The 20450-nt window shown below is 69.4% G+C and carries 23 protein-coding genes and 1 tRNA gene; 14 read left to right on the forward strand and 10 right to left on the reverse strand.

All coding sequences use genetic code 11. The features are described from left to right. Positions 1-308 precede the first annotated feature (308 nt). On the reverse strand, positions 309-722 hold the full coding sequence (locus tag ACIQRL_RS32495) for a DUF4345 domain-containing protein (protein WP_401338293.1): 414 nt from the start codon (positions 720-722) through the stop codon (positions 309-311). Positions 723-812: 90 nt separating this feature from the next. Here ACIQRL_RS32495 and ACIQRL_RS32500 point away from each other — a divergent pair, with 90 nt between their 5' ends. After that, positions 813-1442, forward strand: a complete 630-nt coding sequence (locus ACIQRL_RS32500; protein ID WP_401338295.1) for a TetR/AcrR family transcriptional regulator — start codon at positions 813-815, stop codon at positions 1440-1442. Positions 1443-1460: 18 nt separating this feature from the next. Here ACIQRL_RS32500 and ACIQRL_RS32505 read toward each other — a convergent pair whose 3' ends face one another. The 3 genes from ACIQRL_RS32505 to ACIQRL_RS32515 form a co-directional block, all read right to left on the reverse strand. Further along, entirely contained in the window at positions 1461-2801 is a 1341-nt protein-coding gene (locus ACIQRL_RS32505) for an IS701 family transposase (RefSeq protein WP_401338297.1), read from the reverse strand. A 108-nt stretch (positions 2802-2909) separates the two neighbouring features. Next, on the reverse strand, positions 2910-3800 hold the full coding sequence (locus ACIQRL_RS32510) for an NmrA/HSCARG family protein (protein WP_401338299.1): 891 nt from the start codon (positions 3798-3800) through the stop codon (positions 2910-2912). 119 nt (positions 3801-3919) lie between these two features. Beyond that, entirely contained in the window at positions 3920-4345 is a 426-nt protein-coding gene (locus ACIQRL_RS32515) for a MarR family transcriptional regulator (protein WP_357987987.1), read from the reverse strand. A gap of 640 nt (positions 4346-4985) precedes the next feature. Between ACIQRL_RS32515 and ACIQRL_RS32520 the strand changes: the two genes are divergently transcribed. Both ACIQRL_RS32520 and ACIQRL_RS32525 read left to right on the forward strand, forming a co-directional pair. After that, positions 4986-5339: a hypothetical protein gene (locus ACIQRL_RS32520; RefSeq protein WP_401338301.1), complete on the forward strand. Its 354-nt coding sequence runs from the start codon at positions 4986-4988 to the stop codon at positions 5337-5339. A 588-nt stretch (positions 5340-5927) separates the two neighbouring features. After that, the gene (locus ACIQRL_RS32525) at positions 5928-6569 is read left to right on the forward strand and encodes a uridine kinase (RefSeq protein WP_401338303.1); all 642 of its coding nucleotides are present in this window, start codon (positions 5928-5930) and stop codon (positions 6567-6569) included. 245 nt (positions 6570-6814) lie between these two features. Here the strand turns inward: ACIQRL_RS32525 and ACIQRL_RS32530 are convergent, their stop codons facing one another. Both ACIQRL_RS32530 and ACIQRL_RS32535 read right to left on the reverse strand, forming a co-directional pair. Further along, positions 6815-7060: a hypothetical protein gene (locus ACIQRL_RS32530; RefSeq protein WP_401338305.1), complete on the reverse strand. Its 246-nt coding sequence runs from the start codon at positions 7058-7060 to the stop codon at positions 6815-6817. A 12-nt stretch (positions 7061-7072) separates the two neighbouring features. After that, complete coding sequence (locus ACIQRL_RS32535) at positions 7073-8638, reverse strand: hypothetical protein (RefSeq protein WP_401338307.1); 1566 nt, start codon at positions 8636-8638, stop codon at positions 7073-7075. A gap of 579 nt (positions 8639-9217) precedes the next feature. Between ACIQRL_RS32535 and ACIQRL_RS32540 the strand changes: the two genes are divergently transcribed. Both ACIQRL_RS32540 and ACIQRL_RS32545 read left to right on the forward strand, forming a co-directional pair. Beyond that, positions 9218-9291, forward strand: a tRNA-Met gene (locus ACIQRL_RS32540). Between the two features lie 605 nt (positions 9292-9896). Next, positions 9897-10745 (forward strand): hypothetical protein, encoded by an 849-nt coding sequence (locus tag ACIQRL_RS32545; RefSeq protein WP_401338309.1) that lies wholly within the window; start codon positions 9897-9899, stop codon positions 10743-10745. A gap of 283 nt (positions 10746-11028) precedes the next feature. Here ACIQRL_RS32545 and ACIQRL_RS32550 read toward each other — a convergent pair whose 3' ends face one another. Together ACIQRL_RS32550 and ACIQRL_RS32555 are read right to left on the reverse strand one after the other, a co-directional pair. Beyond that, positions 11029-12057, reverse strand: a complete 1029-nt coding sequence (locus ACIQRL_RS32550; protein ID WP_401338311.1) for a phosphotransferase — start codon at positions 12055-12057, stop codon at positions 11029-11031. Positions 12058-12242: 185 nt separating this feature from the next. Continuing rightward, the gene (locus ACIQRL_RS32555; RefSeq protein ID WP_401338313.1) at positions 12243-12398 is read right to left on the reverse strand and encodes a hypothetical protein; all 156 of its coding nucleotides are present in this window, start codon (positions 12396-12398) and stop codon (positions 12243-12245) included. A gap of 73 nt (positions 12399-12471) precedes the next feature. Here ACIQRL_RS32555 and ACIQRL_RS32560 point away from each other — a divergent pair, with 73 nt between their 5' ends. The 6 genes from ACIQRL_RS32560 to ACIQRL_RS32585 all read left to right on the forward strand — a co-directional run bounded on the left by ACIQRL_RS32560 (position 12472) and on the right by ACIQRL_RS32585 (position 16189). After that, positions 12472-12624 carry a YlcI/YnfO family protein gene (locus ACIQRL_RS32560; RefSeq protein ID WP_401338315.1) on the forward strand — a complete coding sequence of 51 codons (153 nt, stop codon included), beginning with the start codon at positions 12472-12474 and terminating at the stop codon, positions 12622-12624. Positions 12625-12845: 221 nt separating this feature from the next. Continuing rightward, a complete protein-coding gene (locus ACIQRL_RS32565) occupies positions 12846-13241 on the forward strand; it encodes a hypothetical protein (protein ID WP_401338317.1) in 396 nt (131 codons plus the stop codon). Between the two features lie 23 nt (positions 13242-13264). Beyond that, complete coding sequence (locus ACIQRL_RS32570) at positions 13265-13582, forward strand: hypothetical protein (RefSeq protein ID WP_401338319.1); 318 nt, start codon at positions 13265-13267, stop codon at positions 13580-13582. A 66-nt stretch (positions 13583-13648) separates the two neighbouring features. Then, positions 13649-13975: a hypothetical protein gene (locus ACIQRL_RS32575; protein WP_401338321.1), complete on the forward strand. Its 327-nt coding sequence runs from the start codon at positions 13649-13651 to the stop codon at positions 13973-13975. Next, complete coding sequence (locus ACIQRL_RS32580) at positions 13972-14745, forward strand: alpha/beta fold hydrolase (RefSeq protein WP_401338323.1); 774 nt, start codon at positions 13972-13974, stop codon at positions 14743-14745. Before ACIQRL_RS32575 ends, ACIQRL_RS32580 begins: the two co-directional genes overlap by 4 nt. A gap of 223 nt (positions 14746-14968) precedes the next feature. Next, positions 14969-16189, forward strand: coding sequence for an ABC transporter substrate-binding protein (locus ACIQRL_RS32585; protein WP_401338326.1), 1221 nt, complete (start codon positions 14969-14971; stop codon positions 16187-16189). Between the two features lie 13 nt (positions 16190-16202). Here ACIQRL_RS32585 and ACIQRL_RS32590 read toward each other — a convergent pair whose 3' ends face one another. Together ACIQRL_RS32590 and ACIQRL_RS32595 are read right to left on the reverse strand one after the other, a co-directional pair. Beyond that, complete coding sequence (locus ACIQRL_RS32590; RefSeq protein ID WP_401338328.1) at positions 16203-17201, reverse strand: hypothetical protein; 999 nt, start codon at positions 17199-17201, stop codon at positions 16203-16205. Then, a complete protein-coding gene (locus tag ACIQRL_RS32595; RefSeq protein ID WP_401338331.1) occupies positions 17194-17799 on the reverse strand; it encodes an RNA polymerase sigma factor in 606 nt (201 codons plus the stop codon). The genes ACIQRL_RS32590 and ACIQRL_RS32595 overlap by 8 nt, the downstream gene beginning before the upstream one ends. A 150-nt stretch (positions 17800-17949) precedes the next feature. Here ACIQRL_RS32595 and ACIQRL_RS32600 point away from each other — a divergent pair, with 150 nt between their 5' ends. The 3 genes from ACIQRL_RS32600 to ACIQRL_RS32610 are packed head-to-tail and all read left to right on the forward strand — an operon-like array spanning position 17950 to position 20320. Continuing rightward, positions 17950-19110 (forward strand): hypothetical protein, encoded by a 1161-nt coding sequence (locus ACIQRL_RS32600; protein WP_401338333.1) that lies wholly within the window; start codon positions 17950-17952, stop codon positions 19108-19110. A 56-nt stretch (positions 19111-19166) separates the two neighbouring features. Further along, positions 19167-19763: a matrixin family metalloprotease gene (locus ACIQRL_RS32605; RefSeq protein WP_401338335.1), complete on the forward strand. Its 597-nt coding sequence runs from the start codon at positions 19167-19169 to the stop codon at positions 19761-19763. Positions 19764-19765: 2 nt separating this feature from the next. Then, a complete protein-coding gene (locus tag ACIQRL_RS32610; protein WP_401338337.1) occupies positions 19766-20320 on the forward strand; it encodes a hypothetical protein in 555 nt (184 codons plus the stop codon). The last annotated feature ends 130 nt before the right edge of the window (positions 20321-20450 follow it).

Raw genomic sequence — 20450 nt, forward strand, 5'->3', positions numbered from 1 at the left:
CCCGCGCGCAGCAGGCATGGCGCCAGGCTCCCGATACAGGGCTTGATCCCCGTCGCCGACCTGGACCCGGTACGCCGACAGGTGCGCGGCAAGCCGCGGAGTCCCGGCGCAACCACGGACAGCCGCTGAGCCTGTGGACGTGGTCGAAGGTGGGCACGCAAGACCGGAACGGCGTTCACCAAACCGGTCGGCCCCCTGCCCGGACAGGCGATCAACGCCTGGGAAGCACTGCGCCCTCATCAGCTGTCGACGACCGGCAGCCTCAACGTCCCCGCCCAGGCGTTCGATCTGGACGAGCTCAGGCGCGTTCATCGCCCGGCGGGCACGGACTCGACGTCGGTGTGCGGGGCCTGCTCCTCCGCGCCGGCCAGCCAGAAGAAGAGCGGCGGCAGGCTGAGCTCGATCACCGCCAGCGCGATCTGGAACCACTGCGGCCAGCCGTGCACGGCGAGCGAGAGCAGCCGGCCCGCGCCGCCCAGCAGGAAGACGCCGGCCAGCCACCGCACCGCCCGAGCCGGGATCGGACGCTGCCGCGCGGCCCAGAGCCAGGCCAGCCCGTAGCCGACGAAGCTGGCCCCCATGAACCGGCCCCAGCTGTCGACGGTCGTGCCGGCGGAACGGGCGCCGGGGATCGCCGCGTTGCCGAGTGCCACGTGGAGCAGGCCGATCGCCACGCAGGTCCAGCCCATCACCTGCGTGAGTACGCGAAGAACCCTGGCCATAGTCCCTCCAAGTCGTCCTGGCGGAGCTTAGTTGACATGCGTCTACTACAGTGGATGCGCTAGTAGACCCATGTCAACTAAACTTCGTGCGTGCCTCCCCGAAAGCGACTCACTCCCGCCGGCCGCCGCACCCAACTCCTCGCCGTCGGCGCAGGGCTCTTCGCCGCACGCCCCTACGCCGATGTGCTGATGGAGGAGGTCGCAGAAGAGGCCGGTGTCTCGCGGGCCCTGCTCTACCGTCACTTCCCCAGCAAGCACGCCCTCTTCGCGGCCGTCTACCAGCAGGCGGCGGACCAGCTGCTTGCCGAGACGCGGCTCGACCCCGCCGATTCCCTGGTCGAGCAGCTCATCCAGGGCATGGACGTCCATCTCGACTACTTCGTGGCGAACCGCAACGCCGTCCTCGCCGCGAACCGGGTCCTCGCGGGCGACCCGGTGATCCAGACGATCATGACGAACGAGCTGGACGCGCTCCGTGCGCGGCTGCTGGCCGTACTCCCGCTCGCGGACGAGAGCGCCCGCGAGGCCGTCTCTGGCGTCCTGAAGAGCTGGCTGGTTTTCGTCCAGGTCCTCTGCGTCGACTGGCTCACCCAGGCGACCTGTACCCGCACCCAGCTGCGCGACGTCTGTGTCGGCGCGGTCCTCGGCGCCCTCCGGCCGCTGCTCGCCGAGGACCCCGCACCCGACTGGCCGTCACAAGGGCCCGGCGGGGGCACCTAGTACTCCAGCCGCAGATCGTTATGGCCAGCCGAGGGCTGCTTCTTGGCGGTGGTAGTGGCTGGTGCGGGCCCGGTATTGGTGGCGGCGGCGCCAGGTGGACCAGGCGTGGGGGCAGGCCGTGACGCGGCTGGGTTCGATGATGAGCAAGGTGAGCAGGCGGCGGATCTCGATGCAGGTCAGCGCGATCAACCCGGCCGAGGCGGGGCGGGCGGAGTGCTCGTTCGCGGCGATGACCGCGAGCAGGGCGTGGGCGAGCATCGCGAACACTGTCCAGCGCCGCCAGGAGGTCCAGCGGCGGACCTGGTGTTCGTCGAGCCCGGCCAGGCCCTTGCCTGCCTGGAAGGATTCCTCCACCGTCCAGCGGCGGCCGGCGACGCGGACCAGTTCGCGCAGCGGCACCGGTTCTGGGCTGTAGCAGCGGTAGAACGCCAGCTCACCGGTTCGTCGGTGACGGCGCACCAGCAGCCACCGGCATTGGGTATCGGCGTCCTTGCGGTCATCGCCTGCGGGATCCAGCACGGAATCCGCAGCCGGGACCAGGGCGACCAGGGCCCAGTGGTAGTAGCGCTCGCCCTTCGCCCCGGCCCCGGCCGAGAGCCGCTGCCACGCTCGTTTCGGCAGGCTGGCGGTGAGCGTGTCCGCGCGGATGAGCCCAAACGCGGTCGGGACGCGACGATCGCAGCCGATGGCCAGCACATACCCGACCCGGCGGATCTCCAGCTCGTCCCGCAGGGCGGGATCCGCGCCATATACCTCGTCCCCGGCGATCCATCGCGCTGGCACCCCAGCGTTCAGGGCGCGGCAGATCATGCCCGTGGCCAGCGCGGGCTTGGTCAGGAACTCGATGTCGGCGGGCACCCCGGCTTCGGCGCACCGGTCGGGGTCGCCTGTCCAGGACTTCGGCAAGTAGAGCTCGCGGTCGATCATCGCGTGGCCGCGGACGCCGGCGTAGGTCAGGTAGACCGCGACCTGAGCGTTCTCGATCCGCCCAGCGGTACCGGTGTACTGGCGCTGGACCCCGACCGTGCAGGTGCCCTTCTTCAGGTCACCGGTCTCGTCGACCACCAGCACCGCATCGGTGTCGCCGAGGTTGGTGGTGACGTAGTCGCGCAGGTCATCGCGGACGCCGTCGGTGTCCCAGCTGGCTCGCCCGAGCAGGTACTGCATGCCGTGCGGATCCACCTCACCGGCGTGCTCGGCGATGCTCCAACAGTTCTTCCGGGGCAGGCCGGCCAGCAGCCCGACCAGGAACCGGGCGGCGCGGCGGCGAGTCTCGATCCGACCGAACCTGGCGGCGACCAAGGCGAGCAGCCTGTCGGTCTCGGCTCGCCAACGGTCAGGTTCTACTCTGTGGCCCACGGCCACCGCTTGATCATCTGATGTCGACACAACGGAGGAGGATCACGCGGTGGCCGTGCCATGTCCGGGACCGCCACGCCGGCAAGATCACGGCCTACGGCTGGAGTATTAGGAACGGACCCGGTCCGCGGGCGCGGTCCAGCCGGTGGAGCGGATCCACTCTGCCAGGTCCCAGGTGGTCGGCTCGATCGCCTTCACTGCTGCGAGGTCTGACGGGTATTCGGACGCCTTGGCGAACTGGCGGAACATCGCCTTGTCGAGGTCGTTGCCGAGGACACTCAGTGGCAGGGCCTCGTAGCGTGACGGTAGCCCGGCGTGCGCGCCGAACGCGGCGGCGATCTGGGGGCCCGTTGGCTCGTCGCCGATGACCTCGATGGCTCCGCCGGGCACGTCCGCGGTGTCGAGCAGGATCGCGGCGGCGACCTGGCCGATGTCCTTGATCGAGATCATCTTCAGGGCGATGTCGTTCGGCAGCGGCAGCCTCAGCACGATCGTTCCGTCCTCCAGGCTCGGCGCCATCACGGTCGCGAAGTTCTCCATGAAGGCGGTCGGGCGAACCATCGTGGCCCTCAGGCCGGAAAGCTTCAGGTATTCCTCGATCCGGTGCTTCGAGTCGTGGTGCGGCACGCCCGTTTCGCGATCCGCTCCGAAGACCGAGTTGAACACGACGTGTGGCACGCGCGCTGCGGCCGCCGCATCGACGAGGGCGGTGCCCACTCGGACCTCCTCCTCGATCTCCTCGAGGCTGTTCGCCTCCGGGGTCATGAAGTAGAACGCGTCGACCGCCTCCAGCGCGGCGACCGTTGACGCCGGGTCGTCGATCCGGACGGTCGCCAGCTCGACGCCCCGGGCGGCCAGCGCCTGCGCTCGATCGGACTTGGGGGTGCGGACGAGGGCCCGCACCCGCGCTCCTCGGGCCAGGAGCGCGTCGACGACCGCCCCGCCCTGCTGTCCCGTCGCACCGAAGACCGCGATCGCACCGTTTTCCCGCGTGACCATGTCGTCACCTCTCGCCAGGGCATGGCATGAACCCTGACTAGTTCACGCCATGAACAATATTAGTTCATGGCGTGAACTGACGCAAGGCATGAGGGCGCCTAGGAGGACTGCGCGGTATGTCAGGACGAGGTGGACGCCGAGACGCCCGACGCGTCCACGATGGCGGTGGCTAGGCGTTCGAGGTCGCGCTGGTCGTCGGCGTCGAGGTTCTCCGCGACGTCGGGCAGGCGCTTGGTGGTCTCGGCGAACACCGCCTCGGCGAGCACCTTCCCCGTGGGCGTCACGCTGAGCATGATGACCCGCCGGTCCTGCTCTGAACTCGCTCGGCTGACCAGGTGGCGCCGCTCGGTGCGATCGACGAGCTGGCTCAGCGCGTTCTTGGTCATGCCGAGCGAGGCGGCGAGGTACGCCATCTGCCGCGGCTCGTCCTTGACCGCGCACAGCAGCGTGGCCTGCAAGGAAGTCAGGTCGTACTCGGCGCAGATCTGCGCGTACCTCCGCTGGATCAGGACCGAGAGCCAGAAGAGCTTGTCACCGTAGTCCACGCCCGCCGCCCCTCGCCTGGTGCCGAACGCCTAGTTTACCGACGCCGACCGGCTTGCCCGACCGTCCAGCTGCCAGTGAAATCCGCCCGGCCTGGCCTGGCCTGGAGCGCCGCGACCCCTCCGCGAAGTCCTCGGCGCCTGGCAAATCCGGCCGGACTCGACGAGCACCAGGTCGGCCGCTGGACCTCCTGGCGGCGTTGGCCGGTGTTCGCGATGCTCGCCCACGCTCCGCTCGCCGTGATCGCCGCCCACGACAATGCCACACGACCGACCCCGGCCGGTTGATCGCGTTGACCTGAAACGAAGTTCAACGGCTGCTCACCAGCCTGAGTCCTGGCAGCCGCCCGCATCTTGGCCCGCCCCGAGGCCTGGTCGATCTGGCGCCGATGCCACCAACACCGAGCCCGCACCAGCCACTACCGACGCCAAGAAGCAACACTTCACTCGCTATAACGATCTACGGCTGGAGTACTAGGGCCTGCAGTTGTCAGCGAGCGCCCTGGATGTGTCGGCAGGGCTGTCAGCCGTGGGTGCCAGAATCCTCGGCATGCCACTGTGCGACTACTTCTCTGCAGCTGACGATCAGGCTGCTGTCGCTGTCCTCCAGACTCCGGGAGGGCCGGGTCAGGCGGACCTCGACGTGGTCTTTTTCAAGGACATCGACCCGGTCGTCGCGATCGCCCGGCTCGAAGCCATCATGACGGGCTGCAGCTACGAGGACGCCGGCGAACGTCCGCGGTCCGGGCAACTGCTGTCCGCCCCGGAGGACGGCGGGGCCTTCGTGGTCAGTCTGACGGACACCTTGACTGCCGCTCTCGCCTCGGCATCGCGGGACGACCTCGTTCGCTGTGCCGAGCCGTGGTCGAAGACCGACGAGCTCCGGCAGATCGGTATCAGCGTCGAGTCCACGGCCGGTGTCCTGGAAGCCCTGGCCGGACTGGCTCAGCGCGCTCGGACGTCCGGACAACGGCTGTATTGCTGGTGGGCTCTGTAACTCACCGGCGTCCGGCGCCCTTGTCCTTGCCCAGCAGTGCGCGCCGCCGGCGGGTGCGGCAGGAGTCGCACCTCGGCATGGTGGACCACGGCCTTCACGCCATCCGCGCATCACCGGACGCCCGCCGAGGGTGAGCAGCAGGTGGAAGCGGCCGGTTCTCATGTCGGCCTGATCGCCGGGGTGCGGCGGGGGGGCGCGGCGCACGGCCACCTTCTGGACGGCCTGCCATGTCGATGCGCACGGTGCGGAAGCGGCAGCGGGAGCGGCCGGCGGAGCAGCGGACAGGGCGGTCGCAAGGACGGCGGCGACGGCGGCCGCCATGGTGAGCAGACGTCGAGTCGGATGCATGACTACTCGCTCCCGCGCGTCGACGTCACGCCCGCACCCAAGGGCCGTTACGCCACGCCGAAGGTCCGCGGCATCGCCGAGACCGGTGCGCAGGTCGGCCGAAGGTCGCGGCCCCGGCCTCCGCCGAACCGGGCCGCGTTTCCCTGCTTGCCATAAACAATCACACCGCCGTACATTCCCTGCACCCGGCTCGTTTGGCCGCTTCGTCTATCCCTTTTGAGCACATGAGGAGCGCCCGGTATGACGGGTGTACTGGCGGTCGCAGGCGGCACCGCATCCGGCAAGTCCACCCTTGCCGAAGCCCTGTCGCTGCAGTGTCCCGAGAGCGTGGCGCTGATCCATCTGGACGACTACTACGTGTCCGCGCACGACCCCCTGAAGGGTGTGTGGACGATCAGTGCCGACGGGCACGCCGTCCTCGACTGGAACCATCCGGGGTCGATCGACGAGACAGCGGTGGCACACGCCATCGACGCGGCGCTGCTGCGCCCCGGCGTGCTGCTGGTGGTGGTCGAGGGCCTGTTCGCGCTGACACTGCCGTCCGTGGTCCGGCGGGCGGCGTGGCGGGTGTACGTCGACACCCCCGACGACATACGCCTGGCCCGCAAGATCCTCCGGAAGATCGAGGCGCAGCGGCAGAACCCCCGGCTGTCCCTGCGCAACTATCTGCAGACCGGCAGGGACCGCCACGCAGCCCACGTCGCGCCCTCCCGGGCAGCGGCCGATCTGGTCGTGGACGGGACCGCGAGCGAGGCGGAGATGCTGGCGGCCGTCATGCCGCTGATCGGGCCGGCCCTCGCGCCGCCGCCCGCGGCGCCCTCGCGGACACGGGGAGTGTCCGGTGTGACCCATGCCCCCGGGGTCCCGGTGTTCGCGCTGTGACGTGCCCCGGGGCACCCGCCCCGGCGAGGGACGCCGCGTGATCACGCTTCCGGCAACACAGCCCAACCCCCGGCGGGCTCTCGGACCACAGCCCGTCACTTGCCCGTCCCAGGACGCGGTTTCGACACGCGAAGCCCGACGTGCGGGTGCGATCTGACGAACCGGCCCCGGCGCGCTCGCAAAGGGGCGCGCCGGGGCCGGTTCCGGTGTGAACCGCCGGCCGCCCTCACGGGCGGATGCCGGCGTCAGCGACGGGGTGAGTGATGGCACTCCTGGTGGGCGGGGCGCCAGACGCGGATCCACTGGCCGGGGTGCCGGCGGTGGTGCCGGTCCCGGAACGCCGGCTGCCACTGCCGCACCCAGTGGCCCTGGCCCGTCACCTTCACGCAGTAGACGTCGGCCCGCTGCGTGGACGAGAAGTCGCAGATCCAGGCGCTGGATCGGTCGGCACCTGTGCTGCCGAAGATGCCGGGCGTGCCCGAGCGCCGCACCCACGGCTACGGTCAGCCCGACGCCAGCTGTTCCGCTATCTCCTTGATCCAACCGCTGGTCTTCGCCGGGTCGTTGAGGGTGTCCGCCCACGTTTCCGGTTCCAGCTTGTGGTTGGTGGGGCCTGATTTGAGAGCGATCAGGAGGGCCCTGGCGGATTCCCTCATCTCGGCCGTTGTGCTGCCGCTGCCTCGGATGTCGGGACCCGCCGCCAAGGCGTAGATCTCGCGCGCCATGGCCTGGCGTTCGCCCTTCGACACCTTGTTCCAGAACTTCAGGGCATGCTTCAGCGATTCATTGCGGGATGCGGCCTCCGCCGGGGTCTCGCCCTGCGGCGCCCAGCGCTCAGGGTGGCGGACCTCTTCGTAGCGCTTCGTGGCGGCGCGGAGCGCCTTGTACATGGTGACGCCGAGGACGAGGCCGGCCCCGGCCCCGGCGAGGCCCCATCCGACCGGGTTGCTCGCCAGCCCGGCTGTTCCCGCCGCGACCGCCGTCACGACGCCGGCCGCGGCCTTGGTGGTTTCGCCCAGCGCGCCGCCGACCGTCTCCTTGCCGATCTTGGTGAGCTGTTTCTTCTTCGCGTACTCCTGCACCGTGTTCAGTTTTTCCACGTCTCTCTCTGCGCGCTGGAGGCTCTCGGCGGCGTCACGGGCTTCACCCATCGCCTCCCAGGCGGCGTCGATGGCCTCGGAAACGAGCTCCAGCCGTCCCTCGCCCTCGTGGTCCCAGTAGGCATCCAGCTCGACGTACGCCTCCGCCGCGGCCCAGTCGGCCTGCTCCCGTGACTCGTTCAGGCGGGCCAGCGACTCCGCGTGGACGAGATGGGGATCTCCGAGCTCCTTCACCTTCTTGTACTTGCGGGCCGCTCCCCCGACGCGGAAGGCTGCCCGTATTCCCTTGATCGCGCCGACGGAAGCGCTGGCGATACCGCTCGCCTCGGACGCCACCGCGGCGTCCGCCGCCTTCTGGAGCTTGGTCACCTCCTTGGCGATGGCGGCGCTGTAGGCTCCCGAACCGGCGGCTCCGATGACCGTGTCGGTCCCCTTGGTCTTGGCCTTCTTCTTCGCCGTGTGGTGGCCGGCCCCGGTCTCGTGCTTCTTGGCGTCCTGCATGTTCTTGTACGCGTCCATGCCATTGACCACGGTGCCGGTGAACTCCGTGAGGAGGTTCCCCGACGCGGCGGAGGTACCCGAGGCGGCGGTGGAGTGCTTGAGACCCTCGTTGGCCGCGGCGGCGGCCTGCTGGGTGAAGCCCGCGTTGGTGGGGGCCTGGACACCCTTGATGAAGGTGTCGATGGGCTCGAGGCTCTTCTTGAACCTGTCCAGGAGCCCGGCGATCTGGTCGCGATAGTTCTTCTTCGCTCCGGCGGACGCGCCGCCGGCCTCCGGCGCCTTCCCCTTGTCCGCGCCCCTGGCGCGCTGCACCGCCGCGGTCGTGGCCTGGTTGCCGGCGCTGGACTGCATCCGGAGGAAGGCGTGCTCCACCGAGTTCCCGGACGGACTCCCTTCCCGACGCTGCCGGGCCGACGTCGGGGCGGCTGCAGACTGCCGTGTCGGGGTGCGGTGGGCCGGGGTGCTCATGGACACTACCTCTCCTGCTGCCGGAACCAGGCGAGGCGAAGATAGCCAGGCGCGGCCAACAGTCGGGGTGCGGTGGGGAAACTCTTCGGGGATGCCGTGAAGCACGTTGCAGGAGAACCGGTCTCGCGGGAGTGACGGCGTCGGGCGTTGTACCGGTTCAGTCGGCGGAATGCGTCGAGGCGCGTGCCGAGGTCACCGGACCAGTGTTTTCGGCCCTGGAGCGTTTCGCGGACGTCGCGTTGAAGCAGGCGCAACCGCCGTACACATGGGACAACAGGGCCTCAGGGAACCGCTCGGAATGGGATCGCACCCCGAGCCACCAGGAGCCCCTGCCCTCATGCGCGTACCGCCGGAAGATCACCCGCCCGGGAACCCTGTTCGACCCGCATGTTCCAAGATCGGTTGAGATACGTCTTCTCACAGACGATCGATGTGCTCACGCCGTCGTACGCAGCGGGGCGGGCTCGGCAGCAACAGCCGGCGGGCCTGCCTTCCGGGCGGCCTTCGCCGTCACCTCACGGCAGCCAGGCGATCATGGTCCAGGGGCCGGGAGGGATCGCGTACAGTGGAGCAATCCGACGCGGGGTGGAGCAGCTCGGTAGCTCGCTGGGCTCATAACCCAGAGGTCGCAGGTTCAAATCCTGTCCCCGCTACTGAAACCTGAGGGGCCGGCACATTGTGCCGGCCCCTCAGGCGTGTCTTTCGGGGTGCGTTACCAATCAAGCGCACCGCCGTAACGCTTGGCTGCAACGCCCAACTGTTCCGTCAGTGCGCGGAGTTGACGCGCGCCCCGCCCCAACGTGCCGTTCCTGCTGCGCATCGCCTACGCCGGGCGGCCTGATGAACCACAACTCCCCCGGGAAATGGCACAAGGACGAAATCGCCTCCACGTGGTCGGCATCGGATTCCGGGCTGTCGAAGAAATCGGACCTCGGACCGTCTTCCGAAGGCGGCGCTCCCGACTGGGGCGGCTACTGACGATCCACCGCCCCTTCCCCAGGCTGGCAGTGTCCCGGGGGCTCGTGGCGTCAGCGCGGAGTCATTCTTCGCCCGCCGGAGCGGTCCGGAAGGTGTCCGGCCGGGCGGCAGCCGTTGGCAGGCAGAGCGGAGCCGGAATCGGCGTATGTGCGTCAGCCGGTGGGAGCGGGCACAGAGGATCTTCACTGTTTCCGAACCGAGTTCATATGATGCAGAGATCAACAGGCCGGGCCCGAGGGAGACTTCGGCCGCCGGCCTCTCAGGTTCCTGTGGGGGATTCATGCGTATACGCGTTGCGGCCGCCGTTGTTTCCGGTGCCCTCGTTCTGTCCGCGCTCGCTCTTCCGGCAGCCGCCCAGGCGGCGGAGCGTCCGGGTGCGTCGGCGAAGCTCGGCTCCTTCACCTCGAAGGCCGTTCGTCCGAACGACTCGTTGGGCAACACCAAGTTCTCGAACGCGGTCATCAACGGTGGCAAGGACATCGTCCTCGGCACCACCGGCACGAAGTCCGTCACCGTCACGTACACCGCCTCCGACCACAACGGCGTCGCCCTCACCGAGGCCTTCCTGTGGCAGGGCACCGACAGCTCGACCACGGACGGCATCACCGGCGGCCTGGGGACGGACGACGACCCCAGCTGCACGGAGTCGGCGACCCAGGGCGTCTACAGCTGCAAGGCCGTCTTCAACATCCACCCCGCCACCGACATGAAGGACAACGGCGTGGCCGGGACCTGGAAGCTGTTCCTGGGTGCCTGGGACCTGTACGCGAACGCCGGCTACAACGACGACGTCGCCACCGTCGCGATCAAGCAGTCCTCCACGCTGACCGCGGATGCCACGCCCGAGCCGGTCAAGAAGGGCAAGACCATCACGGTCACGGGCAAGCTCGCCCGCGCGAACTGGTCGACCGGCAAGTTCGCGGGCTACGTGTCCCAGCCCGCGAAACTGCAGTTCCGCAAGAAAGGCAGCAGCACCTACACCACCCTCAAGACGGTCAAGACCAACAGCACCGGCGTCCTGAAGACCACCACCACGGCCACGGTCGACGGTTACTACCGCTACGTCTTCGCGGGCACCGCCACCACCGCCGCCTCGACAGCCCCCGGCGACTTCGTCGACGTCAGGTAGGCGGTCCGGTAAGCACCGCGCGTCACCACTGTGGTGCCGGGCCGCCGTGCATGACAGCGCCCCGGCACCACACACCCGGAACGGGCCGGTCGGATGTACTCGCCGGAGTCCAGGTAGGCGTCGACGGCCACCGGGACCGACTCCTACCGCCTCGCCGCCACCCGCGCCCGTGCCCGTGCCCGTGCCGAACAACAAGCCATCGTCTGACCACCGCTGCCGCCGGGCACGAGATAGGTCGGCATGCCAGTGACTCGTCGACGATTCTGGGGGTGTCAGCCGACCTCTATGGTCGCTTTGTCGGGACTGGCTGAAGCGTGGGCCAGCGAGCGAGCATTCGTTGGCGCATAGCGGTGCTGAGGCTGCTCACGCCGCTGAGACAGGTGTGGTCGGCCGTCATCTGGCCAACGACACCGAGCCGGTGGACGAGCCGTTGCCGGGCGGTCGCGGTGCCCCACGTCCAGTCCCGGTGCGGAATCCGGGCCAGGTGATCAGTGCTTTCGCGGCGTGCCCGCTCAACCAGCGCGTCGCCGCGGAGCAGCCAGCCGGCGCATGCGTCCGCGAGTCCGTCTTGGGCATCGGAGCCGGTCAGGGTGCGCCACTCGTTGCGGTATGCGCTCTCCGCCCGTTCCAGTAGCGGCTCCGACGCTGAAGTGACACACCAGCAGGTCGGAAATCCGATGCGCAGGTAGGCGAGCTCCATCAAGCCGCTGCCCAGTGACGCTTGCTCGAAGTCGATGAATCGGATCCCCGTGGCGGTGTGGAGATCGTTACCGGGACAGGGATCCCCGTGGCGAAGGGCATGCCCAGATGCCTGGCCGAGCCGGTTCACGAGGTCATCAAGTTCGCCGGACACGCCAGAGGTGACAGGAAGCTCCAAAGCCCCGGCCAGCCGAAGGAAAGACTCGATATCGGCCTGGTTCGGGCCCTGCCACCGGGGAAGTACCCCAACGTCCTGCGGGCGGGCGGTGGCATGCAGACGCGCCAACGCGGCTGCATAGTCGACGATCCAGTCGCTGGCCGGGCGTCGGTGATCCAGATGCTCCAGCACCAAGACCCGCTCGCCGGGATCGGTGGCCAGCAACACGGGCACTACGGGAACTTCAGCTCGGGCGGCGAGCCGCAGGGCGGCCACCTCGCGGGCGTATCGCTCGTCGGCATCAGGACCGTCGACGATCTGCTTCACCACCGCCGTTGCCTCTGGCAACTCGACGCGCCACACGCGCGAGCGAGGGCTGCTGCCCAGTCTGCGAGAGCGCCTGGGCGATCCCAGCCGGGCCCGTAACTCGTCCCCGAAGGGCAGTCGCAACCACATGTGCTCATCCTTCCACGGAGCCGAACGAGCCTGCGGCTACTGCACAACTGGCCGTCCTGCTCCACGCCGCCGAGGACCGCGAACTCGCAGCGAGGGCGGGGAGACAGCTGGGACCGCCTCCGGGGTGCTGCCAGTTCTCATCAACATTCCTGGACAGCTCGATCACGAAGCGGTGCTGGCTACGATCAACCATCGCTCTCCGTTCTCACCTGCGAAACCACGCCGGGCTTCGGTGAGTTGCCGACACTGCCCGGCGCGGCCTTGCGGCCCGGGTGCCAGTGCGCATGCTGCTCGACGGCCAGGTTCCACACGTACGTGGCGTGCGCGCAGTGCAGCAGCATCTGCTGCTCCTGCCGCGGCGTCGGGTACATCCGGAAACGTGACAAGGGACCATTCCAGCTTCATCATGGTCCCATGAAGCATGTGAACCTGAGACTCCCCGACGATCTGCATGAGCAGGCCAAGACCGCCGCCGAGGCCGACGACCGCTCCCTGAACTCATGGCTTATATCGCTCGTACGCCGCGCCGTCGCGGATGGTGAACGCCGTTCCGCCCAGGAGGCATAGGGGCTGCCTCTGCCCCGCCGCGCGGGAGCGGGCATTCACCCCGGCCCTGAAGGACCGGGCACCCGGCCCGGAACCCCGGTGGTTCGGGAAGGAGCGGATGCGATGACTGCGGGAAACCAGCGGGCAGTGCTTCAGTCCCACCTGCTGTGCGGGGCATACGGAAAGCCATGGTGTGCCCCAACCCCCTGACAGCCGGCCGGGTGCCGTGAGATCGTCCGCAGGTGGCCGACGTTGCTGGTAGGGAAACGACCTCGGGACGGCCGGACGACCGCGCCGCGTCCGCCCTGCGCTTCGCGACGGAGCTCATCGCGTGGGTGGCCACCCCCTGGGCCCTGGCCGGCTACTCATGGCTGCTTGCCGCCGCGTCCGTTGTGGTCTTGATCGGCCTTCCCACGCTCTTCTCCACCCGGGGGGACAAGGCAAACGTGATCATCGCGGTGCCGGGCTGGGCCACGATCCTGCTCGTGCTGCTCCAACTCGCCGCAGCAGCGATCTCCTCGTGGCTGGCCTGGCCCGTCTGGGCGGCGCTCCCCGCCACCCTGCTGGCCGTCGGCACCCTTGTCACCGAGCGCCGGCGCTGGCGGTGGCTGGTTCACGCGAACAAACCCGCCGACTGACACTCGCCGGCCAACTGACAGCTGTGCCGAGCGCTGCTCGGCGCCCCGGCCAGATCCTGGCCCTCCTCGTCGTCACCCTGATCGGCGTCCCGCTGTCGGACGGCGCCATCCCGCCCGAGGCCCTGCCGGCCGGTCTGGACACGCTCGGCCGGCTCCTGCCGGCCCGCCATGTCGTCGAAGGCACCCGATCCCTGCTGTTCTACGGCGGCGACGCCCCCCAGGTGACCACCGCGTGGCTGGCCCCATGGGAGCGTACGCGCTCGGCTCCGTCCTACCGGGCCTGCTGGGCTCGCATTTCTACGACCGACGCGGCTACCGGCGCGCCCACGAGCTCGAACTGACACCCTGTACCGCGGCACGCCCCACCCCCGAACCGCTCCCCCGCCCGTCATGAGATGAGACCTGCCATGACCACGTTCCCGTCCCACCCTGACGCACTGTCCCGACGCGGCCTGTGGGGCAAGGCCGTCCTGCCGCCGGCGAAAGGCCACACGGCCGGCCGGGGCACACCGTTCCACGAGGTCGTGCGCACCCGCGGACTCCGCTCCACAGCCGCGGCCGCCGAGGTCTCGGACCGCTTGCCGACCGAGGAGACCGCTCGCTCCGCGCGGGCTCCGGGAGCCCCCGGGCACCTCGGTGCCCATGAGCGGCTCGACCGGGAAACGGCCCTGACCCGGCCCGCCACGGGACGACTCCCCCAGCACCGGGCAGGCGTCACACGGAGGCTGCCATGACCCCGCCGGGACTGCGTGTGTTCGATGGCGACGCGGCGTCCGCCGCCGTGGTGCTGGTGCACGGCATCCGCGTGTCCTCATCCATGTGGCTGCCCCACGCCCGGCGGCTCGCCCCGGACTTCCGGGTGAGCGCCCCGGACCTGCCCGGCCACGGCGCCCTGCACGGCGGGACGTTCACCCTCGCCGTGGCTGTCGAAGCCCTCGACGCCGCGGTCGCCGAGGCGGACGCGGCGACCGGCCGGCGGCCCCTGGTCGTCGGCATGTCCCTGGGCGGCTTCGTGGCCATGGCCCACGCGGCAACCCGTCCCGGGCATCTGCGCGGCCTGCTGGTGTGCGGCTCGACCGCCCGGGCCCGCGGCTGGAAGGCACTCGCCTACACCGCAGCCGCACACATCGACGAGCGCCGCAGCGAGGAACACAGCACCGAGGCGAACGCCCGCCTCTTCCGCCGCCACGCCACCCCCGAGTGCGCCGAGGTCTGCGGCGCCTTGCCCCCGATCAGGCCTCGGAGACCGACTGCTCGATCTCGGCCCACCGCTCCACGATCGCCCTCACCCGGGTCGGGCGGCCGCCGCGAGCCGGCGACTGGCCCTGTGCCGCTGCTGGAAGACGGATCAGCCCGGCCGGCCGCTGGAGAAGTACCTGAGCCGTGGCGGACTCGGCCGGCGCAGTCCTGTCGCGTACGAGACCGCCACGCTCAGCCTGACCAACAACACCAAGGGTGTCCGTCGAAGCGAACAAGCGAACAAGCTCAACAACGAAGCCAGTAAAAGGAGTTGGTACCCCGTGCCTGAAGTCCGGACGATTCACGGGGTCCGCAATCGCGGGTGTGGCATCATCCGGGTCAGGGCTCGCGGAATGCGCTGGAGCCCGTCTGAGAGGACTGCTGGGGAACGTGATCTGTGATGCCTCGGCCGGGATCGGCATCGGCGTTCGTCTCGCGGTGGGGACCTGAGCAGGATGCCGGCCGGCTCCGGACGGTTGGTGGCCTGCGTGGGGCTCGTGTTCGCCCTGCTGCTCGCCGGATGCGGCGCCGGGCGCGGCCCTGCGCCGGTCCGCCTCGTCATCTGGATGTACCCGGTGATCACCGATCCCCAGGCGGATACGGCGTACTGGGATGAGGTCGAGAAGGACTTCGCGAAGGCGACCCCGGGTGTCGAGGTCACGGTGAGGCATCTGCCGTGGGCGGGCAGGGACCAGCGCATCGCCGACGCCCTCGCGGGTGACGACGGGCCGGACGCCGTCCTTCTGATGCCGGACCAGATTCCCCGGTTCGCCTCGAAGGGCGAACTCGTCCCGCTGGACGCGGCGCTGAAGAACACCGTGCACAAGTTCCTGCCCGCCGCGCTGGACGCGGTGACGCGGGACGGCCGGATCTACGGCGCGCCGATCTACCAGACCGTGACGACCACGATCTACAACAAGCGGCTGCTGTCCGAGTCCGGTGTTCGCAGGCCCCCCACCACCTGGGACGAGATCAAGGCGGCCGCACCCAAACTGCGCAGCAAGGGCATCGCCCTGCTCGACTACTCCGCCTCGGACGACGCCTCGCTGAACCTCAACTTCTATCCCCTGCTGTGGCAGGCGGGAGGCCGCGTCTTTTCCGAGGACGGCACACGGGTCGCCTTCAACAGTGCGCAGGGAGTCGAGGCGCTCACCTTCCTCACCGGCCTCTACCGGCAGGGCGCGGTTCCCGAATCGGCGTTGAGGAACGCCAATCGGCTCGACGGGCAGGCGCTCGGCCGGCAACAAGCCGCGATGGGGTACTCGGTGGTCCTCGCGGACGCCGACCTGGCCGCCAGGGCCTGGGGTGAGGAGAACGTACTGGTGGGCGGCCCGCTCAAAGGGCCCGCCCGGGAGGCCGCGTTCGGCACCCCCGGATCCCTTGCCGTCAGCGCCAGGTCGCGGCACCGGGCGCAGACCGAGCAGTTCCTCGCCTTCATGACCCGGCCGGAGCAGATACGTTCCCTGGGGCGGGCGAGCGGTTACCTCTCGCCCCGTGCCGACGTCGTCGTGCCCAGCGATTCGCCGTATGCGATGCAGTACCAGGCGGCGCTGGCCAGCGTCTTCGCCGGGGAACCGCATCCGGCTTCGCGGCGGGTGATGGAGCTGCTCGCGCCCGAGATCCGGGCGGCGCTGACCGGGCGGAAGAGCCCGGCGGCGGCGCTCGACGCGGCGGCGGCCGCCGCCGACGAACTGCTGCGTTCTCCCTGAAGCCGCGCCAGGGTCATGGGCGTTGGCCTGCCCCGTTCACGAGTGCGGTCGCGATGCGGGTCGCCGTGGCCACGACCGTTCCCTTGGCCACGAAGGGGCCTTCGGATGCCTGGCCGCCGATGTAGTAGTCGAGTCCGGCCACGTACCGCACCCCCCGGTAGGCCAAGGACGTGGGGTCGAGCAGCACCTGCATGCCGTTGCGTTCGTCCGAGGAGTCGCGGTACCGGCCCTCGACCCCGATCGCGAGGACGGTCCGCCCGGCGCCGTCCATGACGCGGGCCGGTTCCGTCGCTCCGGCCAGCCGTCTGATGACCTCGTACAGTGTCCTGGCCTTGTCCCGGGGGAGGTCGGGGGCCGTGGAGAACACGCCCACCACTTTGGCGAAGTCGCGCTGGGAGGGCGTCAGCCTCTGGATGCTTGCGAACCGGGCGGGGTCGGACCGCGTACGGATCAGACGCAGCGCGGCGGCCGGGTCGGCGGGCAAGTCAGTGACCAGATCGTCGGCGGCCTCGGGGGGCAGCATCTCCCAGCCGGCCTGGTAGTTCCCTTCCCATATGTCGACGTCCCGAGGGTCGGTCGTGCTGTCGTCGGGCGTGGCCAGCGCGGAGCCGTCGTAGCGGATCCACTTGTCCTTGTCCCTGGGCGCTGCCGGTGCCGCGTGGCACGACGGTGAGGCGGGGCCCAGGTTGAAGGAGCCGACCTCGCTGTACCTGTCGGTGCCGGTGCCGCACTGCCAGGTGTCCCAGCGCACCTCCTGGTACACCCAGCGCTGCGCAGGTGGAAGGGGCGCGGCGGGTGAGGTGTCCTCGTGCCGCAGGACCAGTGTGGACAGCAGTGCGGTCGCCACGACCGAGGCGACCGCGCCGAGCATGGCGAACCGCTGGCGCGGGCGCCGTGCCGTCCGGGTCCGGGCGATCCCTGCCTGGAGCCGGCGATGTCCGGCGGCGATGTGGGCGTCGTCGGGTACGGGGGCCTCTGCCCGGAACCGTCGTACCGCCGTCATCTCATCCACTGCCGACCATCTCCGGGAAATCGTGTACGAGGCGGGGGTCCACGCCGCCGATGGTGAGGCGGACCTTCCTGCGGGCCCGGTTGAGGCGGGAACGCACCGTGCCCACCGGGATGGACAGGGCCTCGGCCACCTCCTGGTAGCTGAGGTCCGCCCAGGCGACGAGCAGCAGGACGTGCCGGTCGCCCGCCGACAGCGCGGCCAGCGCCGCGGCCAGCGGTGCCTGCGCCGCCTGGGCGGTGACACGGCTGTCGCTTCGGTCGGTCCAGGCCTCGGCGACGGGGTCGTAACCGGTGCGGGCCAAGGCCCGCAGGGCCCGGACCTCGGTGCGGCGCTGCTTCCCGATGAGGTTGGCGGCTATGCCGTACAGCCAGGGCTGGGCGTTCGGGCGGGTGAGGTCGTAGCGGGAGCGGGTGTGGAACGCACTCAGGAAGGTGTCGGCGGTGATGTCCTCGGCCGCCTGCTCGCCCAGGCGCCGCGCCGAGTAGCGGTGGATGGCGGCGGCGTGACGGTGGTACAGCTCGCCGAAGAGCTCGGGCTGTACCAGGGAGTCGGCGATGACGCGGGCGTCGTCGTCAGGTCTGCCGGCCGAGCCGTTCACGCGGTCTCCGTGTCTGTGGGGTGGGAGTGCACTCGTCTTTACCCGCAGCCCTGGTGCGAGTTCACGCTTCCCGTGAACTCGCACCAGGGCTGCGGGTAAAGGGATGTGTCTGGCACAGGCCTGGCGGGCGCCTGAGGGGTGGAGTTGTTGGTGAGCAGCGTGATGAGAGCCGTCGTTACTCGATGGGCCGGGGCGTTGGCGGCGGTCGTGGCGCTCCTGGCCACGATGTTGGCGACGGCAGGACCGGCACGGGCTGTCACGCCGCTGCCCGGCGGCAAAGCGAACTGGGTCGTCTCGGTCGGGTACCTGAACCTCGCGACGGCGAACAACTACCGCAACTGGGTCCGGCTGGGGTACTACGCCTTCCAGCCCGATGGGACGGTGACCACCAACTACTGGACCTGGAACCAGCGGGAACAGCCGCAGCGGGTGAACGCGATGACCGCGGACTGCGGAGCGGAGGTCCCCGCCTGTGCGGTCCGCACGGTCGACGGATTCACCGACGACCCGATGGGCGGCTATCAGGGCACCTTCGACTACACGTCGGACGGGCACCTTGCCGTGACCTGGACCAGGACCGCCGCAGGCACGGCGTTGGCGCAGCCGGTCACCGAACGGTGGAACGTCACCACGGGGTTGGCCGACGGGCGGGCGGCCCGCATCACGAGCCCCACCTTCTACGGGGCCTATGGCAACGACGTGGAGATCCCGGCTCAGGGCACCTTCTCCACGTACGCCAACTTCGGTGTCGGCTACGGCAGCAACGCCTCGCTGGACCGCGCGAGCCGGGCGACCATGAGTCAGCTCGTCGACGACCCGCGCTACAACGCGGAACCGTACCGGGGTGCGTTCGTCGTGGCCAAGGCGTCCTCGTCCGATCCCGCCACGCGCACGGGGATCGTGGGGCGGGAGGGATCAGGCGGTACCTGGAGCTTCGGAGCGGCCTCGAACCCGTGGAAGCCGTGCGCCACAAGCCCGTGCATGGGCTGGCTCCAGCCGAACACCTCGTGCGCCGGCACCGACAAGGACCGGGTCCGCTACCTGGGCGAGATCGGCGGGGGCCGCCGCAACACCGAGGAGTACTGGTGCCAGTCCCTGGCCCAGGGACAGGCCTGCTACGCCTACAACTCCCACCCCCGTCCCATGCTGCAGATCATCGACGACTCCGGCGAGTTCCAGGGCTGGGTCGGAGTGGAGGCCTTCACGCATGTAGCCACCAGCACCGGGCTGCCGGACAGCAGCTGGGTCGAAGGATATTGGGGCCTTTTCGACATGGTCTCGGCAGCGTTGCAGCCCGAACTGCCGAACTGAGCCGGCCCACTCGCATCGCACCGTCAGAGACAAGAACGAACCGAGAGGACTTTTACGTGAAGCACTGGAAGAGAATTCTGGCCGCGCTCGCCGTCACCTCCGCCGCCGTCGTCATACCGGCGTCCCCGGCATCCGCATACGCCACCTTCGGCTGTCAGTTCACCACCGGCTCCCTGAAGTGGCAGGACTCGACCACGACGTCGAGCTACGCTGCGGCCGCGGCGAACGCGGTGGACGCGTGGAACTCGACCAGCACGCAGTTCAACATGAACAAGGTCACCAGCGGAGCCAACATCCGCGTCGCCAACGGCAACTTCGGGGCGACGTGGCAGGGCTCGCAGTTCGTGGGCATCACACTCAACACCAGCCAGCAGGACCCTGTCACCAACAGCTGCAGCGGCGGGACCTGGGACACCACCATAGTGACGTGGTGGAACGACTACTACACGCAGGACTACGGCGCGGCCAAGCGCCAGGCCATCATGGTCCATGAGCTCGGCCACGCCCTGGGCCTCGCCCACACCGCGGCGGCCAGCGGTTCAAGCTGCAGCAGTGTCTCGATCATGGACAGGGCCATCGACGGCTGGTACGACGTCTGCGGCTTCTGGACGCCGCGCCAGGACGACATCAACGGCGCGAACGCCCTGTACTGAGCATGCGCTTCTCCCCCGCCCGGCACCCTGTCCTGCGGGCTGCCGCCGTAGGCGCGGCCGCCCTGGTGGTCCTTTTGTCGAGCGGCTGCGCCGCGGAACAAGCGAAGCCCCGGCCGAAGCAGCGGATATCCGTCACCCTGGTCAACCGGTACACCGATCTCAGCCGCATGGAAGAGGACAGTACGGCGGTGGTCCTCGCCGACGCGGTCGGGTCCAGTACCGCCGTACGCGACAGATTTCCGATCACCGTGACTGATCTCAGGGTGTCGAAGATCCTTGCCGGAAAGATCTCCGGATCGGCCATCAAGGTGCAGCAACTCGGCACACAGGACATCGAGTCACCCGACACGTCCCGTTTGATGCAGACCGGTCGCACCTATCTGATCTACCTCAGCAAGAATGACGGAAAGGAGAATCCGGACCACTTCGTCCTCACCGGCGGGGACGGACTCTACGTTCTGCAGGGTCGTCGTTACCTGTACCGGGGAGGGCCACCGGCCGGACCAGGAAAGCAGCTGCCCGCGGAACTCGCTGCCGCCAGTGTGGAAGGCAAGTAGGCCCACAGGCACCCGTATCGACGCCTTGGGACAACGTCGCCGAGGAGGCCGTCAGCATCACTTCGTGACGGCCTCCTCTTCGAACTTCCCCCGGGCATACGGAGCAGACGATGCCGTCCGGGGTGCACAG

Origin of the sequence: Streptomyces sp. NPDC091209, assembly GCF_044757755.1 — a bacterium.
GTDB lineage: Bacteria > Actinomycetota > Actinomycetes > Streptomycetales > Streptomycetaceae > Streptomyces.